We start from the raw sequence: 21,000 nt of genomic DNA on the forward strand, positions 1-21,000 counted from the left end.
ATCCAACTCCATTTGTGGTTCATAAAAGAAAAAACGTATACAAGCGAGTCAATAAATCACTAACTAAGCGTCATCCGATTGCTGCTAGTCAAACGGGTTCGCAATAAACAAAGGAGTTTGGGTAAACACTTGTATACGTGAAACAGGGTAGGGTCGATAGATTGCCCCAAAGGTTATTGATGTCATCAAGGTGGCATCAATAACCTATATTTCTATATTGATGACCTCAAGAACATTACTTCAAGAAGCCGAGTTCGCGCATCAATGTACCCATCTGCTTCTCTTGCTGCTCTAAGAATGTGTAGAAGTCTTTGTCTGCTTTGTAGTTGTCGATCCACCCATTTCGGTCTCGAACCACTGCCCATTCATCGGTTTTGTACATTTTCGATAACGCTTGGTTCCATTCATCTATTTTTGCTTGGCTGGTGCCGGGAGCGGCGAAGAATCCACGCCAGTTCGCAAATACCGTTTCATTGCCATACTCAACGAGAGTTGGAATGTCTGGCGCGGCTGCAAGTCGTTTCGGAGCGGTAACGGCTAAGATTTTCACTTGGCCTGATTTAGACATTTCAAGCACTTCACCTAAACCCGTAGACAGAAGTTGAGTTTCACCAGAGAGGAGTGCAGCCATTGCCTTGCCGCCAGCATCGTAGGCAATATAACGAACTTTCTTAGCATCGAAACCTTCACCTTTAAACGCGGCGGCTACGACAAGATGATCCATACTGCCGCGAGCTGATCCTCCGGCAATTTTTACTTTACGTGGGTTGGCTTTGAAATCGGCCACCACCTCTTCCCAAGAGTTGTATTTAGAATCAGTCGAAGTCACGATTGCTCCGTAATCGGCAATAGTGGCGGCAACTGGAGTAAGGTCTCTGAATGATTGTGGGAAAATACCAGTAAGAGAGCGCACAACAATAGGTGTCGAGTTCACCATCAAAGTATCTTCTTGACGTTTGGCGGTTTCAATTAAGTGTGCGATTGCTTTACCGCCACCACCGCCAGATAGGTTTTGAAAGGAGACATTTTCAACGATATCGGACTTTACGAGTACATCACCAGTACCACGAGCCGTCATATCCCAACCGCCACCCGCTCCGCCAGGGATTAAGAAATGTATTTTTTCTACGTCTGCTGCAAGAGCACTGAAAGATAAGCTTGCGGTGATTATCGTTGCCGCTAGAGTCGGTTTTAATACCTTAAACATGTTTCACGTTCCTTATGTCGGCGCATTGAATTTGAATCAATCCATGCTTTTTATAATATGTTCACCACAAGAAAGAGCCATTCGATGTGGATAGAGTAAAGTTAATGGCTTGTTATGAAATTGTCGTTATAACGATGATAAAAAGAATAAAGGGCATAAAGGGAGTTTTGGTCATAAAGTTCATGAGTTGCTGATAATAATAATTTGCGAGCAGTAACATAAAGTTACGGATTATTTGCGTGGATTCTCACAAATAAGAGAATCACTGTTGCATATGTGTTATGTTGCTATTAGTTGTGTTGCCAATTTGGATACTATTAAGCAAGGATTGCAAATAATGGGCTCAAGAAAGGTAGGAAACAAAAGAATAACCATCCGAGTGACCGTCGTTGGGATGTTTTTAATCGCAACACTGATAACTGCACTCATCGCGATTAGTTTACAGTACCGTTTTAGTAAGCAGATGGCAGCAGAAAACGCAGTCACAGAATATCGGGGTGTCTCTGAGCAGATCAGCAGTTACATCAAAAGATTAGATAGAGAAGCGACTTATACGGCAGAACTGCTCGGTAAGATCATGAACGAATCTGAATATAATCAGTCGTTCGAAAAGACACGGTCTATTTTTGCGCAGGCAATGAATAAAAACCCTCTGTTCTATAGCCTCTATGTCGGGTATGACAACGAGAATTTTTATCAGCTAATAAACTTAAATTCCGCTCCGATCGTTCGAGAACGAATCCGCGCAATTTCAAGTGATCGCTGGGTTCTAATTAAAATCTCTAATATTGGTAACCAACGAATAAAAGAGACGCTTTATTATGACGCCAATTTCAACATAAGGCATACAAAATCCGAAAAGAGTAATTACTATCCTACTCAAAGACCATGGTACTCCGCCCAAGGAAAAACAGAGGTAGATAAAACCTTACCTTATCTTTTTCAGCATCTAAAAATACCAGGGCAGACTTACTCAATTGGTATCCCTGAATCGAAAGCGGTACTGGGGATTGATATCGTTCTATCATCGGTAGAGTCTGAACTGGCAAAGTCTTCAATAGTAAAACGTAATTCTCAGCATTTGACTGAGGGTGAATTGGTCAATGAACGTGATTCATCGACAATACTAGAAGCTTATATCTATCGTAAAAATGGAGAGGTAATCGCTTCTAATCAATCCTCTTCTCAGCACGTTATTTTGCCACCATCCAAAATATTACCTCTCACCGCGAAACAGCAATCCATTATCGCGGACGCACGTTCATTCAAAGTATCTAATCAAAATGATTGGGCACCTATGGATTTTTCATTGGCAGGCCAGCCACAAGGGTACAGCGTGGATACTTTGGGGCTAGTGTCTGAAATGACAGGGTTAAGGTTTGAATTCATAAACGGTTTTTCATGGAATGAACTGCTTGCTAAGTATCAAAGCAATGAGCTGGATATGCTGCATTCCCTTCAAAATAATAAAATGAATCAAACATTGGGTGTCTTTAGCCAACCGATGTATGAGCTGTCATTTGGAATTGTCACTAACACTGGAGTGGATGATATAAAAACGCTCACAGAGTTGAATGGAAAGCGATTAGCAATTTTAGACGGTTGGTCTGTTATTCCACAAATAAAGAAACAATTTCCTTCCATCCAATTACAAGTTTATCCAAGTGTTCGACAAGCGATTGAAGCCGTAAAAAGTGGTGATGCCGACGCTGTTATTGATTCCCAAGTAATTTTATCGCAAGTGACTCAGCAGTATTTCATCGAAGAGCTACAGGCTCACAATAATATCGTGGAGTTTCAGTATGGCTTCTCTGATGAGTTTCATTTAGTGATGAAAGAGCCGGACCATGAAATTGTGAATATCATCAATCAGGCTCTTGCGAATATCACTCCGGAACAGAAGGAAGCATTAAAGCTGAAATGGTTAAGCGGGCCTGAAACGAGATCATCAAAGCAATCAGATCTTGTTGTGCCTTATGCTGAGCTTATGGAAATAGCCGATCAACCAACACAGCAGCATAAGTTAGTTTTGAAAGATATTGCTGGTGAAAGTAAATATATTTTTGTGAGTGATGTTGGTGTTGATGTGGGCTCTGAAGAGTACTTTGCGGTAGTGATCCCACAGACGGTTATTTATTCGGTAGCCAAAAGTAAGGTTGTTACTTCCGTTTTGTTAACGGCGGGATTTTTATCTCTCTTTCTACCGCTGTCGTGGTTTTTTGGTTCACCCATCGTCAAACCGATTGCGCGGCTTCGAGAGCAGAGTGCCAAAATTAAGAATCGTCAATATGATGATGTGCAGCTTGTGGAAACTCAAGTCAAAGAGTTGTGGGAGTTGTCCGTTTCGATTAAAGAGATGTCGTGTGAACTTAAACGACATGAGGAGGCTCAAGAAGAGTTCGTCGAATCTTTCATCCGCCTCATCGCACAAGCGATCGATGACAAGTCACCTTATACCGCAGGACACTGTAATCGAGTGCCTGAACTTGGAATTATGCTCTCGGAAGCGGCTGAAAAGTCAGAGTCTGGCCCATTTAAGAGCTTTGCGTTTGCGAATGATGATGAACGACGAGAATTTAGAATTGCTGCTTGGTTGCATGACTGCGGTAAAATCACCACTCCCGAACATATCGTAGACAAAGGCACTAAGTTAGAAGCGAGTTATAATCGAATTCATGAAGTAAGAATGCGATTTGAAGTGCTATGGCGGGACGCTGAAATTGAAACCTTAAAACAATTGGCGTTGGAACCACATAATCATGAAATTTTGATGCAGAAATTGAAGCGAGATCAGCAGCTGTTGGTGGATGATTTTGCGTTTGTAGCATCAGCCAATGTGGGTTCAGAGTTTATGAATGATGAGAGCATCGAACGTATTCATGATTTAGCAAGTAAGACTTGGACTCGCTATTTTGATGATCGCCTAGGATTATCACCCATCGAAGAGCTAGCCTGTGAAGGTGAAGCGAGCCCGCTCCCTGTGACCGAAACTCTGCTTGCCGATAAAGCGGAACACATTATCAAGCGTAGCCAGAATGTAGAATTTGATCCACAGTTCAATATAAAAATGGATGTGCCTGAACATCAATACAACTTGGGTGAGATCTACAATTTGACCGTAAAAAGGGGCACTTTAACCGCTGAAGACAGATTTAAGATAAATGAGCATATGATCAGCACAATTAAAATGCTGGAGAATCTGCCATTCCCTCCAGAACTTGCTCGTGTGCCTCGTTATGCTTCAACGCACCATGAGACGTTAAAAGGAACAGGGTATCCAAGAAGACTCACGGGCGACCAGTTATCTGTGCCTGAACGTATTTTGGTTATCGCGGATATATTTGAAGCATTAACCGCAGCAGACAGGCCATATAAAAAGGCGAAACCAATCAGCGTTGCCGTCAATATTATGTATAAGATGGCTCTTGATGATCACTTAGATATTGAGCTATTCAGGCTGTTTCTTGCTAGTGGTACTTACCTTCGTTATGCGAAAGAGTATTTACGACCAGAACAAATTGATCACGTTGATATCAGCCAATATTTGGATGATGAGTTAGCCGCATAGCAATTTTGTTCAATATTTATGGATACATTCAGCCTAGGCTGTCGGTACCACACATTCACTGAATTTAATTATGTTCACTGTTTTTATTTCAATGGCGCTTTTTGCCTTAGTGGGTTCCATTTCTCCGGGCCCAGTTAATGTCATTGCAACTAGTACGGCTGCTAATTATGGGATCAAACGAGCCATGCCTTATGTCATGGGCGCGACGATCTCATACACTTTAATTGTATTTCTTGCTGGCATTTTACTTGAAAGTTTAACGACGTTTGTTCCTCAAATTTCTGGAGGAATGCGTATTGTCGGTGGGCTATTTCTGATCTATATGGCAATTAAAATCGCGACGGCTGAACCTAACGTAGGAAGTAAAGAAGAGAGGCTGTCTGCACCTAGCTTATTTGATGGCGCAATCTCTCAGGGAGTAAACCCGAAGGCGTGGATGGTATCGATGTCAGGGGTCAGCTTATATGTGATTGGTCAGGGAAGCAGTGGCTATTATCTATCAATATTTTGCCTGTTCTCTTTTGTGATTTGCTTTATTGGGGTATCAATATGGGCGGTTGCCGGGAGTGTAATAGGACATTATTTGCAATCACAACGTAGACAGGTGATATTTAATTTGATTATGGCTATGTTGCTTATTGGTTCGGTTCTATCCATGTGGCTTGCCGATTAAGAGCAGGGCTGTTAAAAAAGCACTTTGAAATAGCATGATTTTACCAAGGAGGGTGAGTTGTGAAACAAGATAATTCCGTATTCTTTAAGCGAAGCGACTTGCTGCCCTTTGTTGAGATGCGAAAAGCGACCCGGTCAACGGCTTGTTATCATCAACATTCACATGATGAGTTTTCGTTTGGGATCATTGATCAGGGAAACGCATTATATAGAAACCGACAGACAAACCATTCGATCAGTCAAGGGGACACCGTCACCATTAATCCGAGTGATGTGCACAGTTGTAACCCAGCGAAGGGAAAGTGGTCGTATAGAATGCTGTTCATTGACGCCCATTGGATGGGGGAGATTCAATCTCAGCTGTTCAATCATAACCGCATTGATTATCACCCTTTTGAGCGTCAATATGAAACATCAGAACTTTTTTATCAGAGTTTTAATCACCTGTTTCAATCATTGAACCAAAATCATGAGCCGTTAACGTGTGAAGTGCAGTTAGTCGACTTTTTAGAACTATGCTTCAACGCACAAAATTCAATGGATAGTCGGCAACAGAACCAAACCTATCGCCCTTGCTCTAATATGCGCCGTATAAAAGAGATGATCCTAGATCAAATCGGTGAACAATTAAGTTTAGAAGCGTTAGTTTCTGAAGTTGGTATCAGTCAATATCATCTTATTCGTCGTTTTAGGCACTACTTTGGTATGTCACCCCATGCGTACTTGTTGGATGCTCGAATTAAAAAATCCAAACAAATGTTACGAACAGGTTGTAAAATTGTCGACATATCAAATAGTCTTGGATTTTCAGATCAAGCTCATTTTCAGCGTAACTTTAAAAAAAGAATTGCTGTTACACCAAAGCGTTACCAGTCATATTTCCTTTAATACTCTAATGTCCCCTAAAATTCACCCTTCTAGACCTTAGTCTAAATTGTCGACAATTCACTTGATTGTCGACACTTTGATCGTCTATTTTATATTCAAGTTAACAAATTGTTGACAACTTATCTCGCAGACGAGTGATGAATATGAACATAGCAATGCAGCCAAAAATCAAAGCAACAAGTAAAGAGAATACTAAGTCTGAAAATCTGACTGAATACTTGATTGATGCCATCGTTGAAGGTGATATTGCACCCGGCAGTAAAATCTCTGAACCTGAACTGGCTAAACGATTTGAGGTAAGCCGCGGCCCATTACGAGAAGCAATCATGCGTGTCGAAGGGCTAGGCTTGATTGAACGAATTCCTCACATTGGCGCACGTGTCATCAGCTTTTCTACTGAACACCTGTTAGAGCTTTATTCTGTACGAGAAGCACTTGAAGGTATGGCGGCACGATTGGCTGCTCGCCATATTACGGCAGAAGAAATACGTAGTTTAGAAGCCGTACTGTCGACACATTCAGAACATATCGATCAAGTTGAAGGGGCGTCTTACTTTCATCAACATGGTGACTTTGATTTCCATTATCAAATTATTAAAGCGAGCCGCAATAAAAAGCTAGTGTCATTGCTGTGCGACGAGCTATATCACCTCCTGCGTATGTACCGCTACCAATCACCCCGATCTCATTCACGGCCAGAAGAGGCGCTGGATGAGCACAAATATATTCTTCAAGCGATAACAAACCGAGATGAAGAGTTAGCCGAAATGCTAATGAGAAGACACATCTCAGGCAGCCGTCGTTTGATAGAGCAGCAGTTAGACAATGAACAGGGAGAAGAAAAATGAGCTTAAGTCCAGGCGCTAAATTTCGACAGGCAGTAGAGCAAAACGAGCCATTGCAGATTGTCGGAACCGTGAATCCGTATTGTGCAATGATGGCGAAAAATGTGGGTCATCAAGCGATTTATCTATCCGGTGGGGGAATCGCCAATGCTTCATACGGATTACCTGATTTGGGTATTACAACATTGAATGATGTGCTGGTGGATGTAGAGCGCATTACTAACGCATGTGATTTGCCGCTGCTGGTGGATATCGATACTGGGTTTGGGGGCGCATTTAATATTGCTCGTACTGTCAAAGCGATGGAAAAAGCAGGCGCAGCGGCCATTCATATGGAAGATCAGGTTGCTCAGAAGCGTTGTGGCCATCGCCCAAATAAAGCCATTGTCAGCAAACAAGAGATGGTTGACCGAGTTAAGGCGGCAGCGGACGCAAGAGTGAATCCAGAATTTGTGATTATGGCGCGAACTGATGCGCTTGCCGTTGAAGGTATTGATAGTGCGATTGAACGAGCGATTGCTTGTGTTCACGCTGGTGCCGACATGATCTTCCCTGAAGCGATGACTACTTTAGAGCAGTATGAGGTTTTCTCTCAAGCTCTGAAATCAGCGTGTGGCAAACATGTCCCAATTCTTGCCAATATCACTGAGTTCGGGCAAACCCCTCTCTACGGATGCGACGACTTGGCGAAGTCGAATGTCGATATGGTCCTTTATCCGTTAAGTGCGTTTAGGGCGATGAATAAAGCCGCTGAAATGGTTTACTCACACTTACTTGAGGTCGGTAATCAAGAGGCACTATTAGACTCAATGCAGACTCGAAAAGAGCTATACCAACACCTTAACTATCATGATTATGAAGACAAATTAGATAAGCTTTTTAACGAGCAATCTGATGTGTAATTAACGAATTCGTCAATATTAACTTAATCCAATAACGTAAGAAGTGTGGTCTCAGAGACTGAAAATAGCCCTTAACTATTGGTCGATATCAACCAGTACATTCGTTAGGAAGTCGATGTATTGGGTTCACTATCACGCACTATAAGATGCCGTGATAAGCACCATAGTATAGAAAAAGGCTGAGATCCCGCTGAAAAGGAGTTCACAATGTCAGCAACAACAATCGATAAAAAACCAGCAATTGGTGGTGCAGGATTGCGCGGCCAAAGCGCAGGAACCACGTCATTATGTACCGTAGGGAAGTCAGGAACAGGGCTGACTTATCGTGGCTATGACATTACCGACTTAGCCAATAACGCACAATTTGAAGAAGTCGCTCATCTATTATTGAGAGGCCACCTACCGAATCAGACCGAATTGGATCTCTACAAATCTCGATTAGTCAGTTTACGAGGTTTGCCGCAAGAATTGAAAGCCGCCTTGGAGCTGATCCCAGCGGATGCGCACCCTATGGATGTGATGCGAACGGGTTGTTCAATGCTAGGTAACTTAGAGCAGGAACAAGATTTTTCTGAGCAAGAACAAGCGACGGAACGCATGTTGGCTCTATTTCCAGCCATGATCTGCTACTGGTATCGTTTTAGCCATGATGGTGTGCGCATCGATACAGAAGATCAAAGTGAAACATGCACAGGTGGCTATTTCTTAAAAATGCTGACCGATAAAGCACCCACTGAATTGCACAAAAAAGTGATGCATTGTTCGTTGATTTTATACGCAGAGCACGAATTCAATGCCTCAACATTTGCTGGCAGAGTCTGCGCTTCAACACTCTCAGATATTCATTCGTGTGTGACGGCAGCAATAGGAACCTTACGTGGTCCATTGCATGGCGGAGCAAACGAAGCAGCAATGGCGATGATCGAGAATTGGAAAACGGCGGAAGAGGCAGAATCTAAAATCCTTACGATGCTAGAAAACAAAGACAAAATCATGGGCTTCGGACATGCCGTCTATCGTGAAAGTGACCCACGAAATGCACTCATAAAACGCTGGTCAAAAGAGTTGTCGACTGCTGTTGGTGATACACATCTTTATGCGGTTTCTGAGCGCGTAGAAGCCGTGATGAAACGCGAAAAAGGACTGTTTTGTAATGCCGATTTCTTCCACGCTTCCGCTTATCACTTCTTGGATATTCCGACCAAACTATTCACTCCGATTTTTGTTATGAGTCGTTTAACTGGCTGGGCTGCACACATTTACGAGCAGCGAGCGAACAACCGAATTATTCGCCCAAGTGCTGATTACGATGGCCCTGAGCATCAAGATTGGTTGCCAATTGAACTGCGTGACTAACGATAACAATAAAATGCATGGATGGATCTATGAGTGATGTAAATATGAACAGCCAATATCGGAAAAAACTAGCGGGTACTTCAGTTGAATATTTTGATACCCGTGAAGCGGTGAATAGCATAGCAGCAGGCGCGTATGACTCTTTGCCTTATACATCAAGAGTGCTTGCCGAGAATTTAGTAAGACGTTGCGATCCGAGCTCATTAACTGACTCACTAAAACAGATTATTGAGCGTAAAAGTGAATTGGATTTTCCTTGGTATCCTGCGCGAGTAGTGTGCCATGACATCCTTGGTCAGACGGCATTAGTCGATTTGGCTGGTCTACGGGATGCCATTGCGGATCAAGGCGGCGATCCCGCGAAGGTTAACCCAGTTGTTGAAACACAATTGATCGTCGATCACTCATTAGCGGTTGAGCACGCAGGCTTTGATAGTGAATCATTTGAAAAGAATCGAGCGATAGAAGATCGTCGAAACGAAGATCGATTCCATTTTATTGAATGGTGTAAAACCGCATTTAAAAATGTAAGTGTCATTCCTGCTGGTAACGGCATCATGCACCAGATTAACTTAGAAAAAATGTCGCCAGTGGTTCAAGTGAAACAAGGTGTCGCATTTCCTGATACTTGTGTCGGAACGGATAGTCATACTCCTCATGTTGATGCCTTGGGTGTGCTTGCTATTGGTGTGGGGGGGTTGGAAGCGGAAACGGTCATGCTTGGTCGTCCGTCCATGATGCGCTTACCTGATATTGTGGGAGTGAAAATAACAGGCCAGCGCCAAGCCGGAATTACTGCGACAGATATTGTATTGGCGATAACGGAGTTTTTAAGAAGTCAGCGAGTGGTGTCGTCATATTTAGAGTTTTTCGGAAGCGGTGTGAAAGATCTCACGATTGGAGATCGAGCCACCATTTCGAACATGACCCCTGAATATGGTGCAACAGCGGGCATGTTCTATATCGATGAACAGACCATCAATTACCTTAAGCTTACAGGGCGAGATGCAGAACAGGTGGCGCTTGTTGAACATTATGCAAAACAAACTGGCTTGTGGGCCGATGACTTAGTTAATGCGGAATATGAACGTGTACTTGAGTTCGATTTGTCTATGGTACAGCGTAACCTTGCTGGGCCATCAAATCCTCATCGCAGGCTTCCTACCGCCGAATTAACAGAGAGAGGGATTGCTGGGGAGTGGCAAGAGCAAGACGGTTCAGACAGTGATAAAACGATGCCTGATGGTGCAGTCATTATTGCGGCTATAACCTCATGCACAAACACCAGTAACCCAAGGAACGTGGTTGCAGCGGCGCTACTGGCGAAAAAAGCGAATCAACTTGGTTTGGTGCGTAAGCCATGGGTGAAAACCTCGTTTGCTCCCGGATCAAAAGTCGCAAAATTGTATTTAGAAGAGGCAGGTTTGTTGCCTGAGCTTGAACAGTTAGGTTTTGGCATTGTTGGGTATGCTTGTACCACATGTAACGGCATGAGTGGTGCGCTAGATCCTGTCATCCAACAAGAAATTATCAATCGCGATCTTTACACGACGGCGGTCTTATCTGGTAACCGAAACTTTGATGGACGAATTCACCCTTACGCAAAACAAGCATTTTTGGCGTCACCACCGCTCGTTGTGGCCTATGCGATTGCAGGTACGATACGTTTTGATATCGAGAAAGATGCTCTGGGTGTCGATCACGAAGGCAACGCGATTTACCTCAATGACTTATGGCCAAGTGACGAAGAAATTGATGCGGTAGTGAAGCAGAGTGTTAAGCCTGAGCAATTCCATCAAGTTTATATCCAAATGTTTAAGCTCGATGATGAAGAGAGTAATAGCAACCCACTATATGATTGGCGACCAATGAGTACTTATATTCGTCGCCCGCCATATTGGGAAGGTGCATTGGCAGGCGTTCGAACCTTATCAGGAATGAGGCCACTTGCCGTACTAGGCGATAACATTACCACCGATCATTTGTCTCCATCAAACGCCATTCTTGCTTCCAGTGCTGCCGGAGAATACCTCACAAAAATGGAAGTGCCAGAGGAAGACTTCAACTCCTATGCGACCCACCGTGGTGATCACTTAACTGCTCAACGCGCAACGTTTGCGAATCCAAAACTGTTCAATGAGATGGTTAAAGAGCAGGGAGAAGTGATGCAAGGTTCGATGACCAGAATAGAGCCTGAAGGCAAAGTCAGCCGAATGTGGGAAGCGATTGAAACTTACATGAATCGTAAACAGCCACTTATCATTGTTGCAGGAGCCGATTATGGCCAAGGCTCATCACGAGATTGGGCGGCAAAAGGCGTTCGGTTAGCTGGCGTTGAGGCGATTGCCGCAGAAGGATTTGAACGAATTCACCGTACTAACTTAGTCGGGATGGGGGTCTTGCCTCTCGAATTCAAGGTTGGGACTAGTCGTCAAAGTCTGCAACTGGATGGTAGTGAGCTCTATGATGTTATTGGTGACATTGAGCCAGGTGTCGATTTAGCCCTAATCATTACCCGCACTAACGGAGAAAGAGTCGAAGTGCCTGTGACATGTCGATTGGATACCGCCGATGAAGTGAGCGTCTACAACGCTGGCGGTGTATTACAACGTTTCGCGCAAGACTTTTTGGCTCAATAGGGAGAAGGTAATGACTGATTCTAATCTTCAACCTCGAATTATGAGCAAGCCTCAAATTAAAGTGCCTGCCACTTATATGCGCGGAGGAACCAGTAAAGGGGTATTTTTCAATTTAAATGACTTACCTGAATCGGCGCAGGTCGCAGGGAAATCGAGAGATAACTTACTACTACGAGTCATTGGAAGCCCTGATCCTTATGCCAAACAGATTGATGGTATGGGGGGCGCAACGTCGAGTACGAGCAAGACGGTGATCGTGTCCAAAAGTGACAGTCTTGACCATGATGTTGATTATCTTTTTGGGCAAGTTTCAATTGATAAAGCCTTTGTTGATTGGGGAGGAAACTGCGGCAATTTGTCTGCGGCAGTTGGTCCATTTGCTATCCATAGTGGGCTTATTGATCCTGATAGCGTTCCAAATGACGGCATAGTCAGTGTTCGGATTTGGCAAGTTAATATAGAGAAAACCATTATTGTGCATGTGCCTATTTGCAATGGCCAAGTTCAGGAAATGGGCGATTTTTCACTTGATGGAGTTACCTTTCCCGCTGCGGAAATTCAAGTCGACTTTATGGATCCAGCGGACAGTAATGGGTCGATGTTCCCCACTGGCAACTTAATTGATGATCTTAATGTTCCAAACGTTGGCGTATTGAACGCAACATTAATTAATGCGGGCATTCCAACCATTTTCATTGATGCTCACTCAATAGGTTATCAAGGCACTGAGTTGCAAGATGATATCAATAATAACCCGGAAGCCTTGGCTATGTTCGAATTGATTCGATCTCATGGTGCTTTGAAAATGGGCCTAATTAATGATATTGAGCAAGCAAAACTAAGCCAGCACACCCCTAAAGTTGCTTTTGTTTCTAAACCTAAAAATCATCAATCGTCGAGTGGAAAACCCATTGCTGAGAAGGATGTAGACGTATTAGTGAGGGCGCTATCTATGGGCAAGCTGCACCATGCCATGATGGGAACCGCAGCGGTTGCTATTGCCTCTGCGGCTTGTGTTCCCGGTACATTGGTGAATTTGGCAGCCGGAGGTGACGTAAAAGAGTCGGTTACGTTTGGTCATCCCTCTGGTTCGTTAAAAGTTGGGGCAAAAGCGAATCAAAAGGCACAAAGTTGGATGGTAGAAAAAGCGGTGATGAGCCGCAGTGCCAGAATTCTCATGGAAGGGTGGGTCAGAGTTCCCGCTGAAACTTGTGAGCTGAACGACAGCGAAATGGCTGATTAGTGGCTAGGACAAAATTAGGAGAAGGCATCATGTCTGCTTATTTAAATGAATATCAATTTTCACAAAATGAACCTGAGCAATTTTGGCGACAGCAAGCACAGCAACTTTCATGGTTTGAAGCACCAAAAACGATTTTGCAAAATGATCAAAATGGCATTGAAAGATGGTTTCCCGACGGGGTTTTAAATACATCTTGGTTGGCGTTAGATTACCACAGCGATCAAGGCCGTGGAGAGCAAACCGCAATTATTTATGATTCTCCGGTCACCAACACCAAGAAAAAATACACCTATCTTGAATTAAGAGATCAAGTTGCAAAAGTGGCGGGAATGCTAGCGGAACAAGGTGTGTCGAAAGGCGATCGAGTTATTATCTATATGCCGATGATCCCAGAAGCCGCAATGGCAATGTTAGCGTGTGCGCGACTTGGTGCGATCCACTCGGTGGTGTTCGGTGGGTTTGCCCCAAATGAGTTAGCCGTTCGAATTGAAGATGCTGAACCTAAAGTGATTATGACGGCATCATGCGGAATAGAAGTAAATAAGGTATTGCCATATAAACCACTAGTTGATCAAGCGATTATGGATAGTCGATGGAAGCCTGAAAAAGTGTTCGTTCATCAAAGACCAGAATGTTTGGCGACATTAGATAATGAACGTGATATCGAATGGAACAGTGCCGTTGCCAGTGCGCTTCCACATGCATGCGTGCCTCTACTATCAACCGATCCACTCTATATTCTTTATACTTCAGGAACCACAGGCAAACCAAAAGGCGTGGTTCGTGATAATGGTGGACATGCCGTTGCGATGAAATACTCAATGAGCACAATTTACGATATGCCACAAGATGGTGTTTTCTGGGCGGCATCGGATGTTGGTTGGGTTGTTGGGCACTCCTATATTGTCTACGCTCCCCTTATTCACGGTTGCACGACGGTTTTATTCGAAGGGAAACCTGTGCGAACACCAGATCCAGGTGCATTTTGGCGAGTGTGTGAAGAGTATAATGTTCAAGCATTGTTCTCGGCTCCGACAGCATTTAGGGCCATAAAAAAGGAAGACCCTAATGGCGAATTGTTGGCCCAGTATGACTTATCTAAACTTAAAACCATTTTCATGGCAGGGGAACGTTTAGATCCACCAACATTAGAGTGGGTGATTGAGCAAACCGATAAGCCAGTCATCGATCACTGGTGGCAAACTGAAACTGGGTGGGCGATAGCAGGAAACCCAACAGGATTAGAATTAATGCCAGTTAAACCGGGTTCTGCTACAAAACCTATTCCTGGCTATCAAGTGGCAGTATTGAATGAAATTGGCGACCAATTAGCGGCGAATCAGCAAGGCTTTGTGGCATTAAAACGTCCATTACCTCCTGGTTGTTTACCGACGGTTTGGCGTAATCATGACAGATTTGAATCCGGTTATCTGAGTCAGTTCCCTGGTTACTATGTGTCTGGTGATGGCGGTTATTTAGATGAAGATGGTTACCTATTCATCATGGGTCGAATTGATGATGTCATTAATGTAGCAGGCCACAGGCTTTCAACCGGAGAGATGGAAGAAATTGTCGGAGGTCACCCTGCGGTGGCGGAATGTGCGGTTGTTGGCGTACATGATGATTTGAAAGGGCAAATGCCTCTAGGTTTAGTTGTACTGAAAGATGGCGTTAAAATTGATGATTTAGAATTAGAAGGGGAGCTGGTGGGTAAAGTTCGACATGAAATTGGCCCGGTCGCTTGCTTTAAACATGCTCTTGTCGTCGAACGCTTACCGAAGACTCGATCTGGTAAAATTTTACGTCGAGTGATCCGCCAGATTGCGGATGGTGAAAGTTATACAGTGCCATCGACTATTGATGATCCATCAAGCTTAACTGAAATTGAGCAAGCTCTTCATCACGAGTAGTGTTTTGGTCATCAGTGCTGATTAGCCCCTTCAATTGATATTGAAGGGGTTTTTCGTATGTATGATTGTCGATCTTACAAATAGCAATTCCTAAGTTCGTCAGGTAATCTTCATTCAAACTACTTATATACGTCAATTCATAGGTCATTAATGCACAGTATTGAAATTAGAGCAGCAGTTGTCACGGATCTGGATGATTTGAATGATTTAATGTTTGATTTACATGATCACCATCATCAAGCATGTCCTGAACATTTTAAAACGGCTGAAGATATTGAGCAGGAAAAAAGTATTGCTCGATATCTCGATGACCCAGAATGTGTAGTGTATGTGGCAAAGCAAGGTGATGAAATTATTGGATTTATCACCGGGCATTTTTGTGAATTAGTCTCTACGGTCAGTAAACCTGTTCCAATGGGAAGTGTTGACGAACTGTATGTTGTTCCGAAATTTAGACAATTACAAATAGCGCAGAAATTGTTTGAACATATTGAAGTCATTTTTGAACAATATGGTGTAAAACAGATGTTCGTTGAGGTTTGGGAATTTAACCAATCAGCTCAACATTTTTATCAGAAAATGGGATTCACTCATCATATTCAGTGGATGCGCAAAGCGATAGGTAAATCGACACAGAAGAAAACGTAGAATAGAGATACACTACCACCGCATTACTAATTCAAGGATTTTTATCGTGTCTCAGCGATCGACTCAATGGCTTCATTTTACCCTTCTGTTTAGCATCACCTTTATTTCGATTATGGGCCTCAGCTACTCATTTCCGTCTCATGCTCAAAGCACAGCGCTACCGGATAATATTCGAGGTGCTTTATGCTTAGTTCGGGCTGATGAACAAATTGTTTTAGTCAATGAGAAAATCACAGGTAAGTTTTCTCTTCCTGGCGGTGGGATATCATCACATGAGCCCGCAAGCGTTGCCGCTGAACGTGAAGCATGGGAAGAGACGGGTTTAGTGGTAACGGCAAAGAGCGTCATTGGATACACTGATACGGCGGTTATTTTTGATTGCGTATCTGATTCTGAACTGGTGGCTTATGAGTTCCAGAATCGGGAAGGTGGGTATGTCTTGCCTATTTGGTTTGCTCCACACTATGGCGTAGAGACGAACTCTGCAATGTTGATTGACCCGAATCGAGTGAATGCTTCGCAGTATCGATACCCAGAACAATGGAATGCCATTCGCAAAATATTCGCCATCGCAAGCGAGCAACCGGCATTATATTTAGAAGATTTGATTAATGCTGCTCCGGTCTTTCATCAGCGCGAAATCGAGCTGATCCAAAAAATACAAAATTCAATTTCGTCGCTGCCGGAACCGTTATCTAATATTATTGGATCTATTATTATTACGGGAGATATATTTGGTCAATCTTGGCTGATATTGATCCTATTTCCGCTCTTGTTTTCTTGTGTGAAAAAACAGGCGGCTATAAAGGTAATGTTTGTTTTTGTTTGTACTTCATTGTTGGCTCTCGTCGCTAGACAGGGTTTCTCTTTGCCTGCTCCTTATGCCTATTTCCCGGAGTTACAACGCTTACCTGATGTTGGATTAAGTTTTCCTAATATCGCGATTACATTGTGGGTGAGCTGTTCGTTAGTGTTAATGTCGAGTCTAAAATGGCTAGATTGGAACAAATTTTCAGCATTAATTTTTACGATAGGAGTGTGGTTTGGCTTATCACAGCTTTGTGCGGGGGTTACTTACTTTTCAGACATTGTCGTTGGCGCTATTTTAGGTGTTCTCATTGCTTGGCATGTTGAACGTTTGGAAAGAAAGCCTGAGATTGACTTAGGCAAGCTACTCTCTTCAAAAGGTTTATGGTGTGGGATGGCACTGATTTGCCTAATATTAACGATGATTTGGCCTCAACCAATATTTACTCAATGGCTTGGAGCGACAGTCACTATCGCTGTCGTTTTTTGTTTACCGGGTTCTTCATTTAGTTTTGAGGGCCGTTCATTGGTCCCATTAGTTATATCAATTGGATTGATGACTGTCAGCTCTTTTGCTCTTAACTATCTTAAAATGCAGTTAAATTATAGTAGTCTTTACATACTCATCGTAGATATGTTGCGCTTTCCATTAATGGTTTCAGTTTGGTTATTTGTTTATATGAGTTGTTTGAAAGGGCCAAAAGTACGTTAAAGATTAGGCACCTGTGTTTATATAAAATCCGATATTTCACAATTAAATATCGGACTTTATTGATAGGTAAAAATGTTTTATCTGTTCACTTTAGACTTTGAATTGAGAAACTAATTGATCAAGGCTTGTACACTGCTCTGATAGTGATTCACAAGCATTCTCCGCGCTGCTTACCATCTCAACCATATGCGAACTATTTTCAGCGATCTTATGAACGTTGGTGTTTACCTCTTCACTGACACTCGTTTGTTGACTTGCAGCGGTAGCTATATGGGTGTTCATTTCATTCATTAAACTGATTGATTGGCGAATGTCTTCAAGGGAGTTAGTGGCTGAACCTGCCGTTTCTACCGTTACTTCGCCACTTATTTTGCTTGATTCCATCACTGAAACAGCTTGTTTTGCCCCAGTTTGTAAGCGCTCAATCATAGTTTGTATTTCACCAGTACTCTCTTGAGTTTTACTTGCTAATGCTCGAACTTCGTCAGCTACAACAGCAAAACCTCGTCCCTGTTCACCTGCTCTAGCTGCTTCAATAGCCGCATTAAGGGCAAGAAGATTAGTCTGCTCAGCAATACCACGAATTACATCTAGAATAGAAGCAATGTTATTGACATCTGTGTCGAGGTTATGAATAACACCGCTTGCGTTGTCGATATCGCTTGCCAGACATTCAATTGATGACACTGTCTTCTCAAGAATAATGCCAGCCGCTTTTATTTCGTCATTGGCACTTTGACTAGCTGTCGCAGCATCATTGGCATTAATACTAACGCTTTCACTGGTGGCTTGCATTTCATGAACCGCGGCGGCAACAACTTCACTCTCTTGTTGTTGTTCAGAAGAGAAACCTGCAATCCCTTGAGTCAAAGATTTGATATTCTCCATTTCAGAGCGTACGGCATTGGACGTAATAATTACTTGTTCAACTGTGCCGTGAATTTTTTCAACAAATAAGTTAAATGCACTTGATAAACGTCCCACCTCATCAGAACTGTTTTCCGCAATACGTTGCGACAAATCGCCATCGCCAGAAGCAATATCTTTCATTGCTTTTTCAAGATTTTGAATTGGTTTTACAATCAAACGAGTTAACAGCCAAATTGAAAATAAGGCGTATAAAATAGAAATAGCCGTACCAATTTCGAGAATGATTTTACTGCTGGTAATGGATTCGTTAGATTGCAGACGCAGATCATTTTGTTCTTTTTCTATTAAGTTACTGAGAGATTTAATTTGCTTACGGATAAGTGTAAATTGATCAGAAATCGCCTGTTGATTGGATGCAAAATAGATATGTGATTGCAGAGGTTTCTCGAAAAGAGGTTCATATAATTTAATCCATTTATCAGTGGTATTAATTAATGTCGTAAGCTCACTTTTTGACGATGAAGGAAGAATACCAGCATCGAATAGATCTTGAATTTTTTCTATTCGAGGTATGGCTTTGTAAGCATTATCTTTAAACTCTTCCGTATTGTAACGGATGGCATCATTGTCTGTTGCTAGCAATAAACCTTGGCTTGCCGCAATGACTTGATATATGTCGCGATAAGCATCATCGATACTCGTTAATACAGGTAGAACAACATTGGTCAACTTGTGGTTAATTTCAGCCTGTTGATTAGATTTCATTACATTTACAACGGCAATCAAAGAAAAAAGCAGAACGATCATAGAGACAGGAAGGGCGATCTTGGTTTTGATTGAGAGATTATTTATCGATTTCATTATTATTAGCCACTACAGTAAAAATATAGGCGGATATTACTCTGCGTTCATATTGCGGGCTAATACTTTACAGTATTGAATGTTACAAAGTGTTAAGTGGTACGATAAACTAAAAAATAGTTGCGAGAGGTTTGGCAGTAAATATGATGAGCTTAAAAAATAGGCAATAAAATATTGTTATTGCCTAATGAAAACAATGTTATGGGTTCAAAATAAACTTATCGATTGCAGCAGCAACACCGTGCTCATCGTTACTCAATGTTATGTAATCAGCAATGGCTTTAGTTTCATCCATTGCGTTTTCCATCGCGATGCTTAAACCTGCGAACTCAAGCATGTGGTGGTCATTCTCAGCATCACCCATACATATCACTTCTTCAGCTTTGATGTTTAAATATTCAGCAATGGCTTTGATGCCTACACCTTTATTACTCATCGGATTTAAAAATTCCAAGAAAAAAGGTGCACTTTGCACAATAGTAAATTGATCATAAAGCGCTTTTGGTAGCTTTTTAATGGTCTCTGTCAGGATTGCTGGATCCGCAACAATCATAGTCTTGACGATTGGGTGATCATCTTCTAAGTCGTCGAAATTGAATTCAGTTAAAGACAAGCCGTTGATAGATGCTTCAAGTTCTGTGTATTGGCTTGCTTTAGGCGTGATTAAACCGTGGACCTGGCTGAATGCATGCACATTAACATTTAGTTCTTGCGCGAGTTTTGCAATCTGTTTTGCGGCTTTTCCATCCACGATATGGTTATGGATAATTTCGTTGGTGCCAACATTCTTTACCATCGAACCATTGTAGAAAAGGACGAAATCTTTATCAGATGTAAGAGATAACTCTTCTAGTTTACTTTTCATACCTTCAAGTGGACGACCTGAAGCGAGTACAACAGTGACGCCTAATTCTTTAGCTTTAGCTATCGCTAATTTGTTTTCGGTGGATATCTCTTTTTGGCTATTGAGTAGGGTGCCATCCATATCGAGTGCAACGAGCTTGTACATTACTTACCTAAAAATGAAAGAAAAAAGCAGAATATTGAAGATTGAGTTGAGTTACCAGAAAATTCAGCCTTATAAGTGAAAAAAATGGCGTTAAATTTGACGCAGAAGGATGAGTGATTTACTGTCTTTGCCTCGAAATTTTGATTGTTGGTTATGTTGAGGCTCCGTTGTATAAAATTAATGAAATGTTCGAAACAATCCAAGGTGAAGGTGTATTCACAGGTGTACCTGCCGTGTTTGTACGTTTGCAAGAATGCCCCGTAGGTTGTGCTTGGTGTGATACAAAGCAAACTTGGGACGCAACGCCTCAAGATGAGCGTCCACTTGCCGAAGTATTAGCGAAAACATCAGATAGCCCTACGTGGTGCTCTGTTTCTGCTGCCGATATAGTGAATCAGTATCAAGCCTCTGGCTTTACAGCGAAACACATTGTGATTACGGGAGGTGAGCCATGCATCTATGATCTTATCCCGTTAACAGAAGCTTTTGAAGTTTTGGGCTGTGAGTGTCAAATTGAAACAAGTGGTACATCAGAAGTAAAAGTGACACCAAACACTTGGGTTACAGTGTCACCAAAAGTGGCCATGAAAGGTAAGCTTCCGATTTTGAAAAGTGCATTTTTACGCGCAAATGAAATTAAACATCCAGTCGGAACCCAGAAGGATATCGACCACCTTGATGACTTGATTGAAACATTTGGAACCGCAGATAAGGCGATAGTTGCACTCCAACCAATAAGTCAAAAGGATCGCGCAACTCAGTTATGCATTGAAACTTGTGTTGCAAGAAATTGGCGTTTATCAATTCAAACTCATAAGTATTTAAGTATCGCCTAATCCATTTTGTTAAAGGGTAGAGGACTA

15 protein-coding genes are annotated in these 21,000 nt (G+C 42.5%); 12 read left to right on the forward strand and 3 right to left on the reverse strand.

The window, feature by feature from the left end; genetic code table 11:
• Window positions 1-235 precede the first annotated feature (235 nt).
• Window positions 236-1,207: a tripartite tricarboxylate transporter substrate binding protein gene (locus FCV43_RS02015; RefSeq protein ID WP_017052665.1), complete on the reverse strand. Its 972-nt coding sequence runs from the start codon at window positions 1,205-1,207 to the stop codon at window positions 236-238.
• A 337-nt stretch (window positions 1,208-1,544) separates the two neighbouring features.
• Here FCV43_RS02015 and FCV43_RS02020 point away from each other — a divergent pair, with 337 nt between their 5' ends.
• The 11 genes from FCV43_RS02020 to FCV43_RS02070 all read left to right on the forward strand — a co-directional run bounded on the left by FCV43_RS02020 (window position 1,545) and on the right by FCV43_RS02070 (window position 17,397).
• Window positions 1,545-4,775 (forward strand): HD domain-containing phosphohydrolase, encoded by a 3,231-nt coding sequence (locus FCV43_RS02020; RefSeq protein ID WP_136993861.1) that lies wholly within the window; start codon window positions 1,545-1,547, stop codon window positions 4,773-4,775.
• A gap of 70 nt (window positions 4,776-4,845) precedes the next feature.
• Entirely contained in the window at window positions 4,846-5,448 is a 603-nt protein-coding gene (locus FCV43_RS02025) for a LysE family translocator (RefSeq protein WP_136993862.1), read from the forward strand.
• Between the two features lie 59 nt (window positions 5,449-5,507).
• On the forward strand, window positions 5,508-6,335 hold the full coding sequence (locus tag FCV43_RS02030; RefSeq protein WP_136993863.1) for a helix-turn-helix transcriptional regulator: 828 nt from the start codon (window positions 5,508-5,510) through the stop codon (window positions 6,333-6,335).
• A 155-nt stretch (window positions 6,336-6,490) separates the two neighbouring features.
• Window positions 6,491-7,183, forward strand: coding sequence for an FCD domain-containing protein (locus FCV43_RS02035; RefSeq protein ID WP_017052661.1), 693 nt, complete (start codon window positions 6,491-6,493; stop codon window positions 7,181-7,183).
• Window positions 7,180-8,082 (forward strand): methylisocitrate lyase, encoded by a 903-nt coding sequence (gene prpB, locus FCV43_RS02040; protein WP_017052660.1) that lies wholly within the window; start codon window positions 7,180-7,182, stop codon window positions 8,080-8,082. Before FCV43_RS02035 ends, prpB begins: the two co-directional genes overlap by 4 nt.
• Window positions 8,083-8,289: 207 nt before the next feature.
• Window positions 8,290-9,438: a bifunctional 2-methylcitrate synthase/citrate synthase gene (gene prpC / locus FCV43_RS02045; RefSeq protein ID WP_113796961.1), complete on the forward strand. Its 1,149-nt coding sequence runs from the start codon at window positions 8,290-8,292 to the stop codon at window positions 9,436-9,438.
• A gap of 29 nt (window positions 9,439-9,467) precedes the next feature.
• Entirely contained in the window at window positions 9,468-12,077 is a 2,610-nt protein-coding gene (gene acnD, locus FCV43_RS02050) for a Fe/S-dependent 2-methylisocitrate dehydratase AcnD (RefSeq protein ID WP_136993864.1), read from the forward strand.
• Window positions 12,078-12,087: 10 nt separating this feature from the next.
• Window positions 12,088-13,320 (forward strand): 2-methylaconitate cis-trans isomerase PrpF, encoded by a 1,233-nt coding sequence (gene prpF / locus FCV43_RS02055; RefSeq protein WP_170961586.1) that lies wholly within the window; start codon window positions 12,088-12,090, stop codon window positions 13,318-13,320.
• A gap of 29 nt (window positions 13,321-13,349) precedes the next feature.
• Entirely contained in the window at window positions 13,350-15,230 is a 1,881-nt protein-coding gene (locus tag FCV43_RS02060; RefSeq protein WP_136993865.1) for a propionyl-CoA synthetase, read from the forward strand.
• A 150-nt stretch (window positions 15,231-15,380) separates the two neighbouring features.
• Window positions 15,381-15,878: a GNAT family N-acetyltransferase gene (locus tag FCV43_RS02065; RefSeq protein ID WP_136993866.1), complete on the forward strand. Its 498-nt coding sequence runs from the start codon at window positions 15,381-15,383 to the stop codon at window positions 15,876-15,878.
• A gap of 46 nt (window positions 15,879-15,924) precedes the next feature.
• Window positions 15,925-17,397: a bifunctional NUDIX hydrolase/phosphatase PAP2 family protein gene (locus FCV43_RS02070; RefSeq protein ID WP_136993867.1), complete on the forward strand. Its 1,473-nt coding sequence runs from the start codon at window positions 15,925-15,927 to the stop codon at window positions 17,395-17,397.
• Window positions 17,398-17,487: 90 nt separating this feature from the next.
• On the opposite strand, the gene FCV43_RS02075 is transcribed toward FCV43_RS02070, so the two are convergent.
• Window positions 17,488-19,128, reverse strand: a complete 1,641-nt coding sequence (locus tag FCV43_RS02075) for a methyl-accepting chemotaxis protein (RefSeq protein WP_136993868.1) — start codon at window positions 19,126-19,128, stop codon at window positions 17,488-17,490.
• A 199-nt stretch (window positions 19,129-19,327) separates the two neighbouring features.
• Window positions 19,328-20,137, reverse strand: coding sequence for a Cof-type HAD-IIB family hydrolase (locus FCV43_RS02080; RefSeq protein WP_017052652.1), 810 nt, complete (start codon window positions 20,135-20,137; stop codon window positions 19,328-19,330).
• Between the two features lie 167 nt (window positions 20,138-20,304).
• On the opposite strand from FCV43_RS02080, the gene queE reads away from it, so the two are divergent.
• On the forward strand, window positions 20,305-20,973 hold the full coding sequence (gene queE, locus FCV43_RS02085; RefSeq protein WP_136993869.1) for a 7-carboxy-7-deazaguanine synthase QueE: 669 nt from the start codon (window positions 20,305-20,307) through the stop codon (window positions 20,971-20,973).
• Window positions 20,974-21,000: the final 27 nt, after the last annotated feature.

Origin of the sequence: Vibrio genomosp. F6 (genome assembly GCF_005146325.1) — a bacterium.
In the GTDB taxonomy this organism is placed as follows: Bacteria; Pseudomonadota; Gammaproteobacteria; order Enterobacterales; family Vibrionaceae; genus Vibrio; species Vibrio cortegadensis.